Source organism: Nonomuraea rubra (assembly GCF_014207985.1).
GTDB lineage: Bacteria > Actinomycetota > Actinomycetes > Streptosporangiales > Streptosporangiaceae > Nonomuraea > Nonomuraea rubra.
This window is the reverse complement of record NZ_JACHMI010000001.1, coordinates 12,152,748-12,170,548: the sequence shown is the minus strand read 5'-3', so window position 1 is coordinate 12,170,548 and position 17,801 is coordinate 12,152,748. Positions and strand designations below refer to the sequence as shown.

Annotated in this window: 14 protein-coding genes and 1 pseudogene; 7 read left to right on the top strand and 8 right to left on the bottom strand. The window is 72.5% G+C overall.

Going from position 1 to position 17,801, the window contains the following annotated elements; all coding sequences use genetic code 11:
- Window positions 1-23: 23 nt before the first annotated feature.
- Both HD593_RS56325 and HD593_RS56320 read right to left on the bottom strand, forming a co-directional pair.
- Window positions 24-764, bottom strand: a complete 741-nt coding sequence (locus HD593_RS56325) for a hypothetical protein (RefSeq protein WP_185110997.1) — start codon at window positions 762-764, stop codon at window positions 24-26.
- Window positions 751-1,263: a SigE family RNA polymerase sigma factor gene (locus HD593_RS56320; RefSeq protein ID WP_185110996.1), complete on the bottom strand. Its 513-nt coding sequence runs from the start codon at window positions 1,261-1,263 to the stop codon at window positions 751-753. Before HD593_RS56320 ends, HD593_RS56325 begins: the two co-directional genes overlap by 14 nt.
- 116 nt (window positions 1,264-1,379) lie before the next feature.
- Here HD593_RS56320 and HD593_RS56315 point away from each other — a divergent pair, with 116 nt between their 5' ends.
- The 4 genes and pseudogenes from HD593_RS56315 (at window position 1,380) to HD593_RS56300 (ending at window position 7,407) form a co-directional block, all read left to right on the top strand.
- Window positions 1,380-2,270: a hypothetical protein gene (locus tag HD593_RS56315; protein WP_185110995.1), complete on the top strand. Its 891-nt coding sequence runs from the start codon at window positions 1,380-1,382 to the stop codon at window positions 2,268-2,270.
- A 68-nt stretch (window positions 2,271-2,338) separates the two neighbouring features.
- Window positions 2,339-2,478, top strand: a pseudogene (locus HD593_RS65520) (protein kinase domain-containing protein); the annotation flags it as partial.
- Window positions 2,479-2,589: 111 nt separating this feature from the next.
- Complete coding sequence (locus HD593_RS56305; protein WP_185110994.1) at window positions 2,590-4,041, top strand: MFS transporter; 1,452 nt, start codon at window positions 2,590-2,592, stop codon at window positions 4,039-4,041.
- Window positions 4,042-4,368: 327 nt separating this feature from the next.
- Window positions 4,369-7,407 carry an AfsR/SARP family transcriptional regulator gene (locus HD593_RS56300; RefSeq protein WP_185110993.1) on the top strand — a complete coding sequence of 1,013 codons (3,039 nt, stop codon included), beginning with the start codon at window positions 4,369-4,371 and terminating at the stop codon, window positions 7,405-7,407.
- On the opposite strand, the gene HD593_RS56295 is transcribed toward HD593_RS56300, so the two are convergent.
- Window positions 7,376-7,987: a DedA family protein gene (locus HD593_RS56295; RefSeq protein ID WP_185110992.1), complete on the bottom strand. Its 612-nt coding sequence runs from the start codon at window positions 7,985-7,987 to the stop codon at window positions 7,376-7,378. The two genes, HD593_RS56300 and HD593_RS56295, sit on opposite strands and share 32 nt — an antisense overlap.
- Before the next feature lie 225 nt (window positions 7,988-8,212).
- On the opposite strand from HD593_RS56295, the gene HD593_RS56290 reads away from it, so the two are divergent.
- Window positions 8,213-9,493: a glycosyltransferase gene (locus HD593_RS56290; RefSeq protein WP_185110991.1), complete on the top strand. Its 1,281-nt coding sequence runs from the start codon at window positions 8,213-8,215 to the stop codon at window positions 9,491-9,493.
- A 32-nt stretch (window positions 9,494-9,525) separates the two neighbouring features.
- Here HD593_RS56290 and HD593_RS56285 read toward each other — a convergent pair whose 3' ends face one another.
- Entirely contained in the window at window positions 9,526-10,554 is a 1,029-nt protein-coding gene (locus HD593_RS56285; RefSeq protein WP_246547273.1) for a class I SAM-dependent methyltransferase, read from the bottom strand.
- 62 nt (window positions 10,555-10,616) lie between these two features.
- A complete protein-coding gene (locus HD593_RS56280; protein ID WP_185110990.1) occupies window positions 10,617-10,967 on the bottom strand; it encodes a TcmI family type II polyketide cyclase in 351 nt (116 codons plus the stop codon).
- A 164-nt stretch (window positions 10,968-11,131) separates the two neighbouring features.
- Here HD593_RS56280 and HD593_RS56275 point away from each other — a divergent pair, with 164 nt between their 5' ends.
- Complete coding sequence (locus tag HD593_RS56275) at window positions 11,132-12,664, top strand: peptide MFS transporter (protein WP_185110989.1); 1,533 nt, start codon at window positions 11,132-11,134, stop codon at window positions 12,662-12,664.
- A gap of 193 nt (window positions 12,665-12,857) precedes the next feature.
- Window positions 12,858-13,706: an AfsR/SARP family transcriptional regulator gene (locus HD593_RS56270; protein WP_185110988.1), complete on the top strand. Its 849-nt coding sequence runs from the start codon at window positions 12,858-12,860 to the stop codon at window positions 13,704-13,706.
- 110 nt (window positions 13,707-13,816) lie between these two features.
- Here HD593_RS56270 and HD593_RS56265 read toward each other — a convergent pair whose 3' ends face one another.
- Genes HD593_RS56265 through HD593_RS56255 form a run of 3 tightly spaced genes read right to left on the bottom strand, consistent with a single transcriptional unit; the run spans window position 13,817 to window position 17,784 of the window.
- Window positions 13,817-15,172: an acetyl-CoA carboxylase biotin carboxylase subunit gene (locus HD593_RS56265; RefSeq protein WP_185110987.1), complete on the bottom strand. Its 1,356-nt coding sequence runs from the start codon at window positions 15,170-15,172 to the stop codon at window positions 13,817-13,819.
- 36 nt (window positions 15,173-15,208) lie between these two features.
- Entirely contained in the window at window positions 15,209-16,054 is an 846-nt protein-coding gene (accB, locus tag HD593_RS56260; RefSeq protein WP_246547271.1) for an acetyl-CoA carboxylase biotin carboxyl carrier protein, read from the bottom strand.
- Window positions 16,051-17,784 (bottom strand): acetyl-CoA carboxylase carboxyltransferase subunit alpha, encoded by a 1,734-nt coding sequence (locus HD593_RS56255; protein ID WP_185110986.1) that lies wholly within the window; start codon window positions 17,782-17,784, stop codon window positions 16,051-16,053. Before HD593_RS56255 ends, accB begins: the two co-directional genes overlap by 4 nt.
- Between the last annotated feature and the right edge of the window lie 17 nt (window positions 17,785-17,801).

Sequence of the window (17,801 nt, the reverse complement as noted above, 5' to 3'; positions counted from 1 at the left end):
GCTTCTCGAAACCTGATCGATCGTCACCTGGTGGAGGTGAGTCCTGCCGCGATCTTCCGCAGCTCGGCGGTGACGGCCTCCGGGCCGGAGAACTCCTTGGCGTACACGGGGCTGAAGATGATCTCGGCCCACTGCGTGTCGGCCAGCTTCAGGAAGAGGGTCGGGGTGCCGGCCATGCCGTCCTCGCCGACGTTCGTCACGACCAGGTAGCCGCTGCGGTCGCCGACGGTCACGTCCTCGCCCTCGCCCTCGTCGCGGTGGATCTGGAGCCGGTCGCCGAGCTCCTGGACGGCCGCGTCCTCGTGCACGAAGATCTGCACCTGGTAGGTGCCCTCGTCGTCGCCCTTGTGGTTCCAGGAGGTGGAGTAGCTGTCGCCGTTGTCGATCGACCACGTGCTCCACCGCAGCCGCTCGGGCAGGTACCCCACCCTGACGTGGCCGAACTCCCTGCCGTCGCCGAGGTCCCCGAGGGTCTCCGGCTCGGTGCGTACGGGCGGGGTGTCGTCGATGGGGGGCGGCTCGGGCACCGCGGAGGTCGTCGCCCGCTCGCCGGCCGGGGGCGCCGAGCCGGCGGTCAGGTAGACCACGGGCGCGGCCACGACGGCCACGGACGCGATCACGGAGGCGGTCACGGCCGCGGTCCTGACCCTGCGCCGCCTGTCGCGGTGGGCGCGGACCACCCGCTCCAGCAGGTCCGGCGCGGCGCGGAGCCTGGCGGTCTCGTCCGCCATGAGCCGGCGGACCTCGTCCTCAAGTGTGGGCATTCCTGATCACTCCTTCCACTGTGTCGCGGCCGAGCGCCGAACGGAGCTTGGCCATGGCCTTCGACGCCTGGCTCTTGACCGTGCCGATGGAGCAGCCGAGCACCTCGGCGGTCTGCGTCTCGCTGAGGTCCTCCCAGTACCGCAGGACGACCACCGCCCGCTGCCGGGGCGGCAGCGCGCGCAGCGCGTCCATGAGCACGTGGGTCAGGTCGGGGTCGCCCGCACGGGCCGGCCGCTCCGGCGGGCTGTGCATGGGCACGATGCTGAGCACGGCCCGGCGGCGGGCCCGGCTGATGGCCGCGTTGACGATGACGCGCCGCACGTAGGGCTCGGGGTTGTCGTGGTCGACCCGATCCCACTTCCTGTACGTACGCTCCAGCGCCGTCTGCAGCAGGTCCTCGGCCTCCGTCTCGTCACCACAGGCGAGATAGGCGACCCGAAGCAGGCTCGTGGCACGCGCGGCCACGAACGCGCCGAAGTCGTGCTCCACGCCGCTCACGGCTCTCTGTCCGATGTCACGCCTCCTAATACGCCCGGCACTGCGCCGACCGTTGCCCGCCCGTCCCGGACGAATGCGCGGGCAACCTTCCGGGCGGCCAGAGCGTATGGATGGTCGTGAGTTGGAATCCAGTACGCAAGCTGATCACTCTCGGCGCCGGCCTGACCGTGGCGGCCACAGCCCTGGGCGCGCCACCCGCCGCCGCGGCCGCTCCCCCCGAGGGGGCCTACTGGCACACCAGGTCCGTGACGACCATCGCCCACCCCTGGCGCTTCGGCACCAAGCCGGACTCGTACGCGCTGCTCCAGCGGCGGGTCTCCGAGCGGTGGAGCGCGCCCGACGGCAGGCAGTGGTACGGCTACCGGGAGCTGGGCGTGCGTCCCGCGACCGAGGCCGACCAGAAGGCGTGGCAGCGTGACGGCTCTCCGGCCAAGTGGAGCAGGTCGATCGACGGCAAGGTCGTGAAGCTGTCGACCGAGCCGTCCAAGGGCCACGTGAACCGCCTGTACCGGGAGCGTAACCAGTTCCAGTTCGCGGGACAGTGGCTGACGTACGACGAGGTGCAGCGCCTGCCCGCCGACCCGAACCGGCTGAAGGACTGGCTCACGAAGGCCGGTCAGGTCTTCGGGATCAGCGACGCCTCCATGAACAGCTGGCTCTCCTCGTCCCTGCCGCTCCTCCTGCACACGATCCCAGCGCCCAGGGAGGTCCGCGCCGCCGCCTACCAGGCCCTGCTGACGCTGCCGGGCGTGCGTGCCGGCGGCGACACGAAGGACACCCTGGGCAGAACGGGCGCCGCCGTCGTGATCGAGAGCTCCAGCGGCACGGGCAAGAAGGCGTCCACGGCCAAGCAGACGCTGATCGTCGACACCGGCAGGATGGTGTTGCTGTCGGAGGGCCGGACGGTCACGGTCGGCGGCAAGGCGTTCGCGGCGAAGTCGTACACCGAGACGCTGGTCGCGGTCGGCTGGACCGACGCCGGGCCCGCCGTCCCCGCACTCCCCTGAGAGCGGCACGAACGTGGTGATCGCGGCAGTGCTGCTGCGAGCGTACGCAGGGCGTCCGCGAGCCCAACGCGCTGGAACGGCTCGCGGTCGCCACCGTCACCGCGCTCGTCGCCATCCACAGGCCGGCATCGTGCACCGCGACTTCAAGCCCAGCAACGTCGTCTGCGGCCCCGACGGGCCCCGGGTGATCGACTTCGGGCTGGCACGCGCGGCCCGGCCTGTCATCCCAGTAGTGCTTGAGCCGGGCTCTAGCCTCGCGCGCCACCATGAGCGGGAATCGATCAGCGCCATGGCATGACGAGAGACCGGAGAGGGTCAGATGGCCACCGAAAGCTTTCGGCGCAGCGAATTCCCCCGCAGGTGGTTCGCGCTGTTCATCGTCCTCACGGCCATGTTCATGAACCAGCTCGACGTGACGATCGTCAACGTCGCCCTGCCGTACATCCAGCGGGATCTCGGCGCCGGTATCTCCCTGCAGCAGTGGATCCTGGCCGGCTTCGCGCTCGCGTTCGCGCTGCTCCTGGTCACCGGGGGACGGCTCGGCGACATCACCGGCCGCAAGAAGGTCTTCCTCATCGGCATCGCGGGGTTCACCGCCGCCTCCGCTCTGGCGGGGCTCGCCCAGAGCGGCGAGATGATGGCCGCCGCGAGGGTGGCGCAGGGGGTGTTCGCGGCGCTGATGGTGCCGCAGGTGCTGTCCGTGATCCAGGTGATGTTCCAGCCGCCGGAGCGGATCAAGGCCATGGGGCTGCTCGGCGTCGTCGTGCCGTTCGCCTCGATCACCGGCCCGGTCGTCGGGGCCCTGCTCACCGCCGGGCCGGGCTGGCGCTGGATCTTCTGGGTGAACGTGCCGATCGGGGTGCTGGCCTTCTCGGGGGCGGCGCGGCTGGTGCCGGAGTCGAAGTCCGACCGGCCGCTGCGGCTGGACATCCCCGGGGTGCTGCTGCTCGGGCTCGCCTCGATCATGCTCATGTTCCCCCTGGTGCAGGGGCACGAGCTGGGCTGGCCGGCCTGGACGCTGGTGTCGATGGCGCTGTCGCTGCCGGTGTTCGCGGTGTTCGGGTTCCACCAGTTCCGCAGGGAGGGGTCGTCGCCGCTGGTGCCGCCGGCGCTGTTCCGCAACAGGTCGTTCGTCGCCGGCTCCGTGCTGATGGCGCTGGTCTTCTCCGGCATCATGTCGTACCTCATCGTGCTGGTGTGGGACTTCCAGGTCGCGCACGGCTGGAGCCCGCTGCGGATGGCGCTGACGGGGCTGGGCTGGACGATCGGGCTCGGCCTCACCGCCAGCCTCGCGATCAGGTACGGGTCCGTCGCCGGCCGCCGGCTCATCGGGCTCGGCCTGGTGATCATGGCGGCGGGGATGGCGGCCCTGATCCTGGTGCTGCGGCACTACGGCGGCGCCACGGACTCCTGGCAGGTCTTCGCCTGCCTCCTGGTGGCCGGCACGGGCTCTGGCCTGGTCGTGCCCATCCTGGTGGACCTGGTGCTGGCCGGGGTGCCCCCCAGGGACGCGGGCGCCGGGTCCGGTGTGGCCAACGCCACCATCCAGCTCGGCACCGCCGTGGGCGTGGCGATGGTCGGCGCGATCTTCTTCGGGCTGGTCGGCACCGGGCCGCGCGACCCGGCGGTGTGGGCGGGCGCCACCTGGCAGACCCTGATCTACAACGCCGGGGTCTTCCTGGTCGCGGTGGCGCTGGTGCCGCTCCTGCCCCGCCGGACCAGGCGGCACGAGACCCCCGCCGGCGAGGGACAGCCGGCCGGCGCGCCCTGAAATCAGCTCGCCACTAAGGCGATTAACCGCCTGGAAAAAGCAGCCGAGTTGTGGACCTGTGCGCATGACAAAAAATAGTGCACAGTCACCATGGGGCTTGTCAGAATTGTGTGAGTTCGTAAGATCGGGAAAGTGAGGGTGTGCGCGCAGGACGCCACGGCCCCGATGGCGGATCGCGGACAGCCGGGCACCACGTGATGAGCCAGGGGAGGCGGGATCTGGTTCTCCGGCGTCCGTGCCGCTGCACCGCGTAACGAGAAGTTCGCATGCATGTCGCTTGCCACTGATGACATTCCGGCACGGGGGTCGCTGTACATGGAAAAGGCAATGCGTTTCGCAATCCTGGGTCCCTTGGAAGTGCGGCGGGGGAGCCGGGCGATCGCTGTCAACGCCGAGAAACAACGCGTGATCCTGGCGACGCTGTTGCTGTCGGCGAACCGTGTCGTGCTGGCGGACGACCTCATGGAGCGCCTGTGGGAGGACCGTTTACCACGTTACGCGCGGGCCTCGCTGCAGACGCACCTGGCCCGGCTGCGCCGCACTCTTGAAGACGGCAACGGTGACGTCGAGGTGATCAGGACCAGCCCCGGCGGCTACCTCATCGAGGTCGCCCCCGACCATCTCGACCTGCTGCGCTTTCGCGGGCTGGTCGATCGGGCCGGCCACGCGGAGAGCGCGGGCGACCTGGTGGGCGAGCTCAGCCTGCTGCGCGAGGGGCTGGCGCTGTGGCGGGGCGCGCCGCTGGCCGGCATCCGCTCCGACGCCATCCTGCGCGACGAGGTGCCGCAGCTCACCGAGGAGTGGTTCCGGTGCCTGCACCGGCGCTTCGATCTGGAGCTCGCGCTGGGCAACCACGACCAGATCGTCGCCGAGCTGCGCAGCCTCGTCAGGAAGTTCCCGCTGCGCGAGCGGTTGTGCGGCCAGCTGATGATCGCGCTGTTCCGCTGCGGGCAGCAGGTGGAGGCGTTGAAGGCGTACGCGTCCGTCTCCGCGGTGCTGCGCCACGAGTACGGGCTCGACGTCGGTGACGAGCTCGAACGCCTCCAGCATGCCGTACTCACCGGAGATCCCGACCTGGTGTCGGAAAACGGTTACAGAAAGGGGGGCAGGGAGCTGGGCACGGCCGTCGCCCCGTGGACGACACCGCGCCAGCTGACCGTGAGCGCCGGGGACTTCGTCGGGCGGGCCGAGCCGCTCAGGCGCGCCGGTGCGGCCCTCGACCCGGGCCGGTCCGGCGCCATGGCGATCGTCACGATGACGGGGCCTCCCGGCGTCGGCAAGACCGCCACGGCCATCCAGGTCGCGCACCGGGTCCAGGACCGCTTCCCGGACGGCCAGCTGTACGTCCGGCTGCACGGCACGGGCGAGCACCCGCGCACCCCCGCCGAGATCCTGGGCGAGCTGCTGGAGGCGACCGGGCTGAACCCCGGCGCGATCCCGGAGGGCCAGGAGCAGCGCGCCGCACTGTTCAGGTCCAGGCTCGCCGACCGCCGGGTCCTGCTCATCCTCGACGACGCCCTCGACATCGAGCAGGTGGGGCCGCTCCTGCCGGGCACGCCGGCCTGCGCGGTGGTCATCACCAGCCGCCGCCTGCTGTCGGCGCTCCCCGGGGCCGTCCTGGTACGCCTGACGCACCTGTCGGAGCGGGAGTCGCTCGACCTGCTGGAGGCCACGGTCGGCAGCAGGCGGGTCCGGCAGGAGCCGCACGCGGCCGCCCGGATCGCCGCCGCGTGCGGGCACCTGCCGCTGGCCCTGCGGATCGTGGGGGCGAGGCTGGCGGCGCAGCCCCTGGCGCGCCTGGCGACGTTCGCCCACCGGCTGCAGGACGGGGCCCGGCGCCTGGACGAGCTGCGGATCAGCGACCTGGACCTGCGGCGGAGCCTGGAGCAGAGCTACGTCGCGCTCGACCCGCCCGCGCGTACCGCCTTCCGGCGGCTCGGCCTGCTGTCCGACACCGACATCACGCCGTGGACCGTGGCGGCGCTCGCCGGCGCGGGCGACGAGCACCTGGCCGACCGGCTCATCGAGCACAACCTCCTGGAACCGGTCGGCCTCAACACCATCCTCGACCCCACCTACCGCCTGCACCCCCTGTCCGCCCTGTACGCGGCCGACCTCGCCAGGCAGGACGACCCGGCCTCCACGGGAGCCGCCCTGCGCCGCTACATCGACTCCCTGCTGGCCTACGCGGAACGGGCGTCGCGGCAACTGCCCAGGGCGATCGGCCAGCTACCGCCGGAGGGCGGCGCCACGGCGGGCGTCCCCCACGGCGGAGTGCCGATCGACGACGTCGCCCGGGTCGACGTCAGGCCGTGGCGGTGGCTCGCCACCGAGCGCGACCACCTCAGGGACATGGCCCTGCGCTGCTGCCGGCACGGCTGGCACGTGCGGGCGGCGCGGATCACCGAGATCATCACGCAGCTCGCCAGCCACGACGACGCGCTGGAGGGCCTCGGCCGGCTGTGCGTCACGGTACGCGACGCCGCGTGGGCCAACGGCGACCAGCGGACCGGATGGCGCGCCGAGCACCACCGCGCCATGATGCTGCTGCGCCAGGGCCGGGTGGAGGCGGCCCGCAGGGTGCTCGCCACGTGCGTGAACGCCTTCAAGCAGCTCCAGGCCGCCCGCGAGCTCCCGTACAGCGTGGCGGTCCTGGCGGCCATGAGCGTGATGCAGCTCAGGGCCAGGGAGGGGCTCACGCTCGCCGAGCACGCCCACGAGCTCGCCACGGCGAACGCCGACCCGCACGCCGAGCTGCTCGCGCTCGGCGCCGTCGGTGACGCGCTGCTCGGCCTGAGGCGCAAGGCCGAGGCGCGCACCACGCTCGAACGGGTGCTGCGCCTCGCCAGGGAGCTGGGGGAGACCCGGCTGGAGGCGGTGACGCTGAACCGCATCGGCTGGTCGTCCCTGCGCGTCGGCGACCTGCGCGCGGCGCCCCTGATGGCCAAGGAGGCGAGGGGCCTGACCGGGATCGGCGACCGGTACGGCAAGGCGCGCCCGCTGGCGCTGCTCGGCGCGGTCGCCCTGGAGCAGGGGCGCCACCGGGAGGCGATCCAGCTCGCGGAGGAGAGCCGCCGCACGTTCGCCCGCCTCGGCGACGCGTGCGGGGAGGCGGAGGTCGCCTGCCTGGTGGGGGAGATCCACCTGTCGGCCGGTCGCCCGCGCGACGCCGTGGCACTGCTGGTCCCCGGCATGAGCAGGCTCGACGAGCTGGGCGCCTACCGGGTCCGCGACCGGGCCTCGCGGGTCCTCGCCAGGGCGGACGCCGCCCTCGGCGAGCAGCGGCCGGGCCGGCGGGACGGCCGGTGGGCGGAGGACCTGGCGGTGCGCTCGCTCAGCCGCGACGGGCGGAGCGGCGCCGCTTGACGCGGGACCACAACACGCGGACCGCGACGACGGTGCCCACGATCGCCGGAGGGGCCAGCGTGCCCCAGACGCCGCCGGCCTCACGGTAGGTGGCGCCGACGGCCGTCCCCGCGCCGACGTACAGGCATGACCACGTCACGGCGGCGGGGGCGGCCCAGCCGATGAACCGCCGGTACGGCATGCCCAGCGTGCCGGCCACGATCGGGACCAGCGAGTGGATCACGGTGACGAACCGGGAGCCGAACACGGCGGGGCCGCCGTGGCGGCGCAGGTGGTCCTCGGCCTTGGCCCACTTGGCCGCGCCGATCCGCCTGCCCGCCCAGCTCCGCCGGATCGACGGCCCGAAGCGGCGGCCCAGCGCGTACCCGAACGTCTCGCCCGCCAGGCAGCCCGCCGTGGTGGCCGCGACGAGGAGCGCGTAGCGCGCCGGCGAGTCGACGGTGGTCCCCGCCAGCAGGACCACCGCGTCGCCCGGCACGAACAGCCCCACGAGCAGCGACGTCTCCACGCACATGAACCCGAGCGCGGCCGCGCAGAGCAGCAGGGGGTGCAGCTCGGCCAGGTTCTCCAGTACTGGCATGCCGGGCTGCCCCCCTTTCCGATATGTCGAGGCGACTCGCGCGCCGGTCATCTCATGATGGCTTTGACTTGGTGTGTCCACTCCCCGGTCGCCGTATTGTCAGGGTCATTTCAGGGGCTTCCGGAGAAACGTCAGGGTTGTTCCCGATGGCGTGAGCCGGGGGCCGTCGCGATCATGGTGGTACGCGGTCCGATGTTCGGTATCCGACATCGAAGGAGCGACTTCATGACCTTCCGCTTCCTCGCCTCCCTGGCGGGATCCCCTCGCGGAGGACACCCGATCGACGCCACGGCCGGCGATCGCAGGCCGCTGCGGCTGCTCATCGGCACCGACACCTACCCGCCCGACGTGAACGGCACGGCCTGCGCCACGTACCGGCTGGCCCGGGCTCTCGTCACGCGGGGGCACGACGTCCACGTCGTGTGCCCGTCCGAGCAGGGGCCGCCGCGGGTGGAGCGGGCGGGAGGCGTCACGGTGCACCGGCTCAGGTCGGTGGCCGGGCCCGTGCGGCCGGACCGGCGGATCATCGTGCCGGTCCTGCTCACGGGGACGCTGGCGAGGATGGTCAGGAGGATCGCCCCCGACGTGGTGCACGTGCAGGACCACTTCGTCGTGGGACGCGCCCTGATCGAGGCGGCCAGGCGGTTGTGCGTGCCGGTGGTGGCCACCACCCGCTTCCTGCCCCGCGCCGGGCGGCAGGGGCGCGTGGCCGGCATCGCGGTGTGCGAGCTCGGCAAGGCCCTGGCCTGGCACGATCTCGCGAGGGTGTTCGGGCGGGCGGACCATGTCGCGGCCCCCAGCAGGGCCGCCGCCGAGCTGCTCGCGGGCCGGGGCCTCACCCGCCCGGTCGAGCCGGTGCCGTACGGGGTGGACCTCAGCCGGTTCCGGCCCAGGGAGGAGCCCAAGACGTGGGCCCGCGCGACGCTCGGCCTGCCCGACCGCGAGACCGCGCTGTTCGTCGGCCGGCTCGACGCGGAGACGCGGCTGGACGAGCTGCTCCAGGCGCTGCGGCAGGTGTGCCGCAGCGCCGACGCACAGGTGGTCCTGGTGGGCGACGGGCCGCGGCGCGGGAGGCTGGAGCGCCTGGCCGGCGCGCTGGGGGTGGGCGGGCGCGCCCACTTCCTCGGCCCGGTCCCCGAGGACGTCCTGCACCTCGCCTACGCCTCGGCCGACGTCTTCGCCATGCCGAAGGTCTCCGGGCTCGACAGCGCCGCCACCCTGGAGGCGATGGCCAGCGGCCTGCCCGTGGTGGCGGCGGAAGCGGGTGCGCGCACGCACCTCGTCCAGCACGGCACGACGGGTTACCTGTACCGGCCCGGTGAGGTGCCGGCGTTCGCCCGGTTCCTCACCCGGGTGCTGACCGACGGCGAGCTGGCCGCGACGATGGGCACGATCGCCCGCACCGTCGCGGCCACGCACGATCACCTGCGCTCGCTCTCCCGCATCGAGGAGATCTACGCCGGCCTCGCCCAGACGTACGGCGGCCGCGTCCAGCGGCTGGTCTAGCGGCCGGTCCAGCGGCCGGTCCAGCGGCTGGACTAGTGGCTCGCCTTGTCCGCGACCAGGACGCGGAAGGCCAGGCCGGGCACCTCGTAGCGGCGGCCGTTCACGAATCCGGCCCTGTCCAGCATGTGCGTGTAGTCCTGGACGGTGTGCACCTCGCCCTCGAACGTCCACGTCAGCATCAGGATCGAGAACAGGTGCGGCGCGGGGTCCTCGGCGGGCGGCGCGTCCAGCGTGAAGCCCACCAGCACGATCTTGCCGTCGGGCTTGACCGCGGGGGCGAGCCTGGCCAGCAGGTCGCCCGCCCGCTCCGCCGAGAAGTGGTGCAGCACGTTCGTGACGAGGACGACGTCGTACGGCCCGCCGAGCGGCACCTCGAACATGTCACCGGGCAGCCGGTGCACCCGGTCCCTGACCCCCATGCGCTCGGCGTGCTGCTCCGTCAGCGGCAGCACGTTGGGCCAGTCGAGCGCCCACACCTGCGCCTGCGGGTTGCGCTGCGCCAGGGTCAGCCCGTACAGGCCGTGACCGCAGGCCACGTCCAGCACGTCCAGGCTCTCGCGGCCGACCGCCCACGGCTCCAGCGCGTCGGCCACGACGCCGGCCGTGGGGCGGGCCACCGCGACCGCGTAGGACGCGAAGTCCTCCCAGTACTCGTAGCCGGGGGTCTCGGCGTGCACCTCCATGACGGTCCCGCCGTGCCGGACGGCCTCGTGCAGCTTCTTGAGCGCGTCCCACTCCCAGTCGCTGGCCATGACCCTGACCATGTCGCCCAGGTACTCGGGGCTCTTGCTCACCAGGAGCCGGTCGGCCCCGGCGGGCAGGGTGAACCGGCCGCCGTCCTCCACGGCCAGGCCGACGGCGGCCAGGGCGTTCAGCAGGATCCGCATGCCACGGACGTCGCTGCCGAGCCGCCCCGCCACGGTCTCGGCGTCGATCGGCCCCTCTGCCAGGCAGTCGAACACCCCCATCGAGACACCTGTCCTGAGCAGGCTCGTCGTCTTGTACGCCTGCATCATCCCGAGCAGCGACTCGCGGCTGATGGTCTTGTCGTTCGTGCTCATCGTCCCTCCCGCCGAAACGGTGACTGTGGTTTCCGGGCCGCGCGCTCGCCGGCCGGCTGACGTCAGTGCGGAAGCTGGGAGACCCTTCCCGGCTCCGCCTCCCATCGGTAGAACTCGCGGGCCATGGCGTCCCGGGGGGAGCGCCAGGTCTCGGGGTCGTACGGCTCGATGAACTCCGTCAGCCGCTCGCTCAGCCGCCGGAACTCCGGGTGCTCGCGGATCTGGCTCATCGTGTGGTGGGCGTTGTCGCGCACCTCCATGAGCTGGAAGTACAGGCCCTGGAAGGAGAACAGGCTGCGGCTCACGGCCCCGCCGAGCCACGGCAGCTCGGTACGGTCCGACTCGGCGAACAACTCGGCGACCTCCGCCTCGGAGGAGGGCCGCATGCGTGCCACGACCAGGATGCGTTCCATTGGCTGCTCCTCTGAACGATCTCGCGCTCAGTCTCCCCGGCCCGGCTCGCACGCGGCTTGAGTGAGCCTGGAGGGTCGAACGGCCTTCGACCTGTTCTCTAGCCGTGGCCAGGACCATGACAGGTGTTCGGAGACCCTGATCGCCGGCAAGCCCTGGAGGACTCATGAACCCGCCGTCCGGCATCGCGCGGCCATCAGGCCGGCCGCGCTGGCTCACCACGCTGTTCCTGGCCGACATGTGGGAGAGATTCAGCTTCTTCGGGATGCAGGCCATCATGATCTTGTTCGCGGTGGCCCCCGCCGAGGAGGGCGGCCTGAACCTGCCGCACTCGACCGCCGTCGCCCTGTACGGCGCCTACGTCGGCCTGATCTTCGTGCTCTCCATGCCGGGCGGCTGGCTCGGCGACCGGTTCCTCGGCGAGCACCGGGCGACGCTCTACGGCGGCGTCGTCATCGCGCTCGGCCACTACCTGATGATGGTGCTGGCCAGGCCCACCGCCTACCTCGGGCTGGTGACCATCGCCGTGGGCACCGGCCTGCTCAAGCCGAACATGCTGGCGCTGCTGGGCCGCTTCTACGGCCCCGACGAGAGCAACCGGCGCGAGGCCGCGCTCGTCGTGTTCTACATCGGCATCCAGATCAGCGCGCTGCTGGCGCCGCTCGTCACCGGCTTCCTGGGCGAGCGGATGAACTGGCACCTCGGGTTCGGCGCGGCGGGCCTCGGCATGACGTTCGGCGTGATCCAGTACGCCGTGGGCTCCCGGAGGTTCGGCACGATCGGGCGCGCTCCGGCGCACCCGGCGAGCCGGGCGGAGCTGCGTACCGTGGTGAGCAGGATCGCGGTCGCCGCCGCCGTCGTGGGCGTGCTGCTGACCGGCGCCGTCCTGACCGGCCACTTCGCGATCACCCACGGGATCGCGCTCGTCGGTCTCGTCACCCTGACGGCGCCGTTCGTCTACTTCGCGGTCCTGCGCCGCCGGGCCCGGCTCAGCCAGGATGAGACCCGGCGGCTGTCGGCGTTCCGGTGGGTGCTGCTGTCGGTGGCGCTGTTCTGGATGTTCGTGATCCAGGCCGGTTCGACGCTCAGCCTGTTCGCGCAGCGGCACACCGCGCGCGAGGTGGGCGGGTTCCTGGTGCCCGCGAGCTGGTTCCAGGCGGCGATCCCGCTGTTCATCCTGCTGGCGGCGCCCGTGGTGGCGTGGCTGCTGATGCGCGGGGGCGGTCGGGTCAGCGTGGTCGACAAGATCGCTTTCGGGCACCTGCTCGCGGCCGCCGGCTTCGGCGTGATCAGCGTGGCGGCCGTGCTCGCGGCCGGCGGGGAGACGGTGTCCCCGCTGTGGCTGCTGTTCGTGCTGCTCACCCTGGCGTGCGGCGAGGTGATCCTCGGCCCGACCGTGATGAGCGCGACGGTGGACCTGGCCCCCTCCGCGTTCGCCGGCCGCACCATGGCCCTGTACTGGATGTTCGCCGGAGTCGGCGGCGGGCTGGGCAGCATGCTCGGCCGGCTGGTCTCCGCCGGGGACCCGCAGCCGGTGTACTTCCTCGCGCTCGCCCTGCTGGCGCTGCTGACGGCCACGGGGTTCGTCGTGGCCCGGCGCCGGCTCGCGGCCGCCATGTCGTCCGGCTCGCCGGACGCGGCGCTCACGAAATCTTCCGCTGCCATGACCGGCTCAGGCCCGGCGTCGTCACCCTCCTGAAACGCGGCAACCGCGCTGGTGTACATCCCGTGTCCTTCCGGCTTCCGGGACCTCACGCCCGATCGAGCGCGAAAGAGAGACGAAAGCGGCGCTTTACCGCAGTCAACTACAAAGGGCACCTGAGGGGGATCGCGAAATCCCCTCAGGTACGGACAAGGCCGAAGAGCCAACGCCGCTACGTGAGGATCGATTCATGCGTTTTCAGGTGCTCGGAACATTGGAGATCCAGGACGGTACGCGCCGGTTGACACCGAGCGCCCCCAAGCAGCGCAGCGTGCTCGCGCTGCTGCTGTCCTCGGCGAACGAGGTCGTGCCCACGGAGGCGCTGATCGAGGAGCTCTGGGAGGAGCACCCGCCGGTGAGCGCGCTCACGACCCTGCAGACGTACGTGTACCAGCTGCGCAAGCTCCTGACGCGCGACGGGGGTGGGCAGGCCGGGCCGCGGCTCGTGACCAAACATGGGTCGTACCTGCTGCACCTGGACGAGGGCATGCTGGACGCCGTCGAGTTCGAGCGGCTCGTTGACGACGCCCGCCGTCACCTCCAGGCCGACGACCTCGAACGCGCCTCGGCGGTGCTGTGCGGCGCCCTGGACCTGTGGCACGGGACGGCGCTCGCGGACGTGGTCGCCGGCCCCCGGCTGGCGATCTACAAGACCCGGCTGGAGGAGCTGCGCGTGCACGCCACCAAGCTCAGGATCGACACCTGGTGGCGCATGGGACGGCACCACGAGACGATCGCCGAGCTCAAGGAGCTCACCGCGGTCCACCCGCTCGACGAGTGGTTCCACCTGAGGCTCATGGAGGGCCTGTCCCGGGAGAGCCGGCGCCACGAGGCGCTGGAGGTCTACCACAACCTCCGCTCGATCCTGCGGGAGGAGCTCGGGCTGGAGCCGGGCTCCGAGATGCGGGAACTGCAGCAGATGGTGCTCGCCGCCGACCACGTACCCGAGGCCGTGCACGCCGGGAGGAACGGCCGCCAGCCGGCCCGCAACCCGGTGCGCGGGCACCCGATCGCCCGGAAGGCGGACTGCGCGCTGTAAGAGCCGCGCCTCTTGGCCAGCGCCCGGTGGTCGCCCGGCTCACGCCCGGCCCGGGCCCTTCGGGGCCCCGGCCGGGCCTCTGCTCGTGACCGGCCCTGACCGGGCGGCGGTCATGAGGTCGCGGCCACCATGAGGTCCGCGAGGGCCGTCGTGTGCCTCGCCTCCCGGAACCGCGCGTCGTCCAGGATGTCCCGCAGGAACCCGATCGTCGTGCAGATCCCGCGCCCCGAGACGTGGAACTCGCTCAGCGCCCGCCGCATCCGGGCGATGGCCTGGTCACGATCGGGTGCCCACACGATGACCTTGGCCAGCAGGGAGTCGTACTCGGCGCCGATCGAGACCCCGTTGGCCCCGTGCGTGTCCACCCGCGTGAACGGCCCTCCGGGCGGCAGGAACTCCTCGACGACCCCTGGCGTCGGCAGGAAGCCGCGCCGCGGGTCCTCGGTGTTCACCCGGCACTCGATCGCCACGCCCCGCAGGGCGACGTCCCGCTGGCGCAGGGTCAGCGGGCGGCCGGCGGCGATCAGCAACTGCTCCCTGACCAGGTCGACCCCCGTGACCATCTCGGTCACGGGGTGCTCCACCTGGATCCGGCAGTTGGCCTCGATGAAGTAGAACGCGCCTTCGGGGTCGACCAGGAACTCGAAGGTCCCGGCGCTCGCGTAGCCCACGGCCCGCGCCAGCGTGACCGCCGCCTGCCGGATCCGCTCGGTCAGCTCGGGGGACAGACCGGGCGCGGGGGACTCCTCGATCAGCTTCTGCCTGCGCCGCTGCACGGTGCAGTCACGCTCACCCAGGCTCACGATGCCGCCGTGGAGGTCGCCCAGCACCTGGACCTCGATGTGGCGGGCGTCCTCGACGTACTTCTCGACGAAGACCCGCCCGTCGCCGAACACCGCCTGGGCGCTCGTCCGGGTCTCGGCGCACGCCTTCATGAAGTCCTGCGGGTCGCGTACGACGGCCATGCCGCGGCCGCCGCCGCCCGCCACGGCCTTGATGATGACCGGGTACCCGATCTCGTCGGCGACCTGCTTGGCCTCCTGCCCGGTACGCAGCGGCGCGGAGCTGCCCGGCAGCACGGGCAGCCCCGAGGCGGCGGCGAGGTTGCGCGCCTGCGTCTTGTCGCCCAGCGCGGCGATCACCGCCGGCGACGGGCCGATGAACGCCAGCCCCTTCGACTCGCACATCTCCGCGAAGTCGGCGTCCTCGGAGAGGAACCCGTAACCGGGATGTACGGCCTCCGCCCCGGCGTTCAGCGCCGCCTCCAGGATCGCGGGCGGGTAGAGATAGCTGCGCTTGGCCGCCGCGGGCCCGATCTGGACCCGCTGATCGGCCAGGCGCAGCGCGGGGGAGTCACGGTCGGCCGTCGAGTGGATCATGATGACGCGTACGCCCAGCTCGTTACAGCTACGGGCGATGCGCAGCGCGATCTCGCCACGGTTGGCGACGAGGACCGACGAGAACATGGAGCCTCCAGGCGCTCGGGCATCGAGGTGAGTCGTTCACGGTGTCGCGGGCGGGGCGACGGCGATCAGCTTCTGGCCGTACTCGACCGGCGTACCGTCCGGGACGAGGACCTCGACGACCCTGCCTGACACGTCGGCCTCGATCGGGTTCATCAGCTTCATGGCCTCCACGATGCCGACCTGCTGGCCCTTCTCCACCGTGTCCCCCACGGCGACGAAGGGCTCGGCGCCCGGCTCGGGAGCCCAGTAGAAGGTGCCCACCATCGGCGCGCACACATGCCGCAGGTCATCGCCCCCGGCGCCGGCGGCCGGCGTCCCGGAAGCGTCCGCCGGCGCGCCGTTAGCCGGTACGGCGCCTGGCCCCGCGTGTGGCGCGGCGCCTGGCCCGGCATGCGGCCCGGCGCCTGGCCCGGCGTGCGATCCGGCGTGCGGCGCGGCGTATGAGGCGGCGTCCGGGAGCGCGGCGGCGCCCGGCCATGCGGCGGTGGCCGGCCATGCGGCGGGGGCGGGCGGAGACCCGGCGGCGGTGACGGGCGGGCCCGCGGTGACGTCCGGCCATTCCAGCTCGACGACCGCGTCACCGGCCTGCAGCCGGACCCGGCGCATCCTGCCGCCGACCGCGATCAGCTCAGCGGCCTGACGGCACAGCTCTCCCATCAGCGCCTGCGAGGAGACATCCCCCACCCGCTCCGCGGTCTCCTGGGCGGCCGCGTTGCCCGCTCGCTCCGCGGTCTCCTGAGCGGCGGCGTCGCCCGCCAGCCCTGCGGCCTCCTGGGCGGCGGCGTCACCGGCCGGCCCCGCGCCTTCGAGGTCGGCCGCCGGCGCCGTGCCTTCGCGGGCGGTGGGGTCGGCCGCCCGGCCGGCGGCTTCGTGGGCGCTCATCGCGACCCCGTACCGAACTGGCGGAACCGCTGGCGCCGGTCCGCGATCAGCTTGCGCGGCTCGTGGATGGAGAGGTCGCCGAACGCCTCCGCCACCGCGGCGGCCAGCAGCCGTGCGGTCAGTGCCGGATCCGTGTGCGCCCCCTCACCCGGCTCCGGGATCACCCCGTCGACGATGCGGTGCCGCAGCAGCTCCCGGGCGTCGAGGCGCAACGCCTCGGCGGCGCGCGGAGCCGCGGACGGGCTCTTCCACAGGATGGACGCGCACCCTTCGGGACTGATCACCGAGTACACGGCGTTGGACAGGGCCAGCACCCGGTTGGCGACGCCCAGCGCCAGCGCGCCCCCGCTGCCGCCCTCACCGGTGACGACCGCGACGACCGGCACCGGCAGCGTGGACATCAGGCGCAGGTTCTCGGCGATGGCCCAGGCCTGACCGTTCTCCTCGGCCTCCAGCCCCGGGTACGCCCCCGGCGTGTCCACCAGAGTGAGAATCGGGCACCCGAGCTTGGCCGCCAGCCGCATCAGCCGGGCCGCCTTGCGGTACCCGGCCGGGGTGGGCATGCCGAAGTTGCGCTCGACGCGCTCCTTGGTGGTGTGCCCCTTCTGGTGACCGATGAGGACGATCGGCCGACCGTCGAGCCTGCCGAGCCCGCCGACGATCGCGGGGCAGTCGCCACCGAGCCGGTCCCCGTGCAGCTCCACGAACTCCTCGAGCATGTAACGGGCGTAGTCGAGCGTCGTCGGCCTGTCGGCGTGCCGGGCGAGCTGCACGGCCGTCCACCCGCTCCTGGCGGGCACCCGTTCCGGCTGGAACAGCAGCCGCGACGGCTCCCCAGCGGGCATCCGCTCCGGCTGGAACAGCAGCCGGGACGGTTCCCCGGCGGGTGACCGTTCCGGCTGGAAGAGCTCACCAGCGGCACCGGCGGCCTGCAGGGAGCAGAGGCGGGCGAGCGTGGAGCGCAGCTCCGCGCGGGGCCGCACGTCGTCGATCAGCCCCCTCGCCCGCAGGAACTCCGCGGTCTGGAACCCCTCGGGAAGCTCCTGCCCGATGGTCTGCTCGATCACGCGCGGCCCCGCGAAGCCGACGTGCGCGCCCGGCTCGGCCAGGAGCACGTCGGGGAGGGTGGCGAAGGAGGCGGCCACCCCGCCGTACGTCGGGTCGGTGATCAGCGCGATGGTCAGGATCCCGGCCTCGTCGAGCTCGGCCAGGGCCTGGCTGGTCGTGGCCATCTGCATGAGCGACAGCGTGCCCTCCTGCATGCGCGCCCCGCCCGACGCCGTCACCAGCAGGAACGGCACCCGCTCCACCAGCGCGGCCTCGGCGGCGGCGACGATGCGCGCGCCCACGGCGGATCCCAGGCTGCCGCCCATGAACCGGAAGTCCATGACGGCGGCGACGATCCCGTGGCCGTCGATCGTGCCGCGCACGCACAGCACGGCCTCGTCCAGCCCGGACTTCTCCCGCGCCTCGCGCAGCCGTTCGGGGTAGGGCTTGCTGTCGGTGAACCCGAGCGGGTCCTCCGGGGTCGGCGGCGCCTCGATGACCACCGTCGATCCGTCGTCGAAGAGCTGCTCGACCCGCTCGCGGGCGGTGATCCTGGTGTGCAGCGCGCACCCCGGGCACACGCCGAGCTCGCGGGCGAAGCGCTTGCCGTACACGATCTCCCCGCACCGCTCGCACCGGATCCACTCGGCCGCCTCGACCTTGGGGGGAAGGGTGATGGTCATCCTCGGTGCTCCTTTTC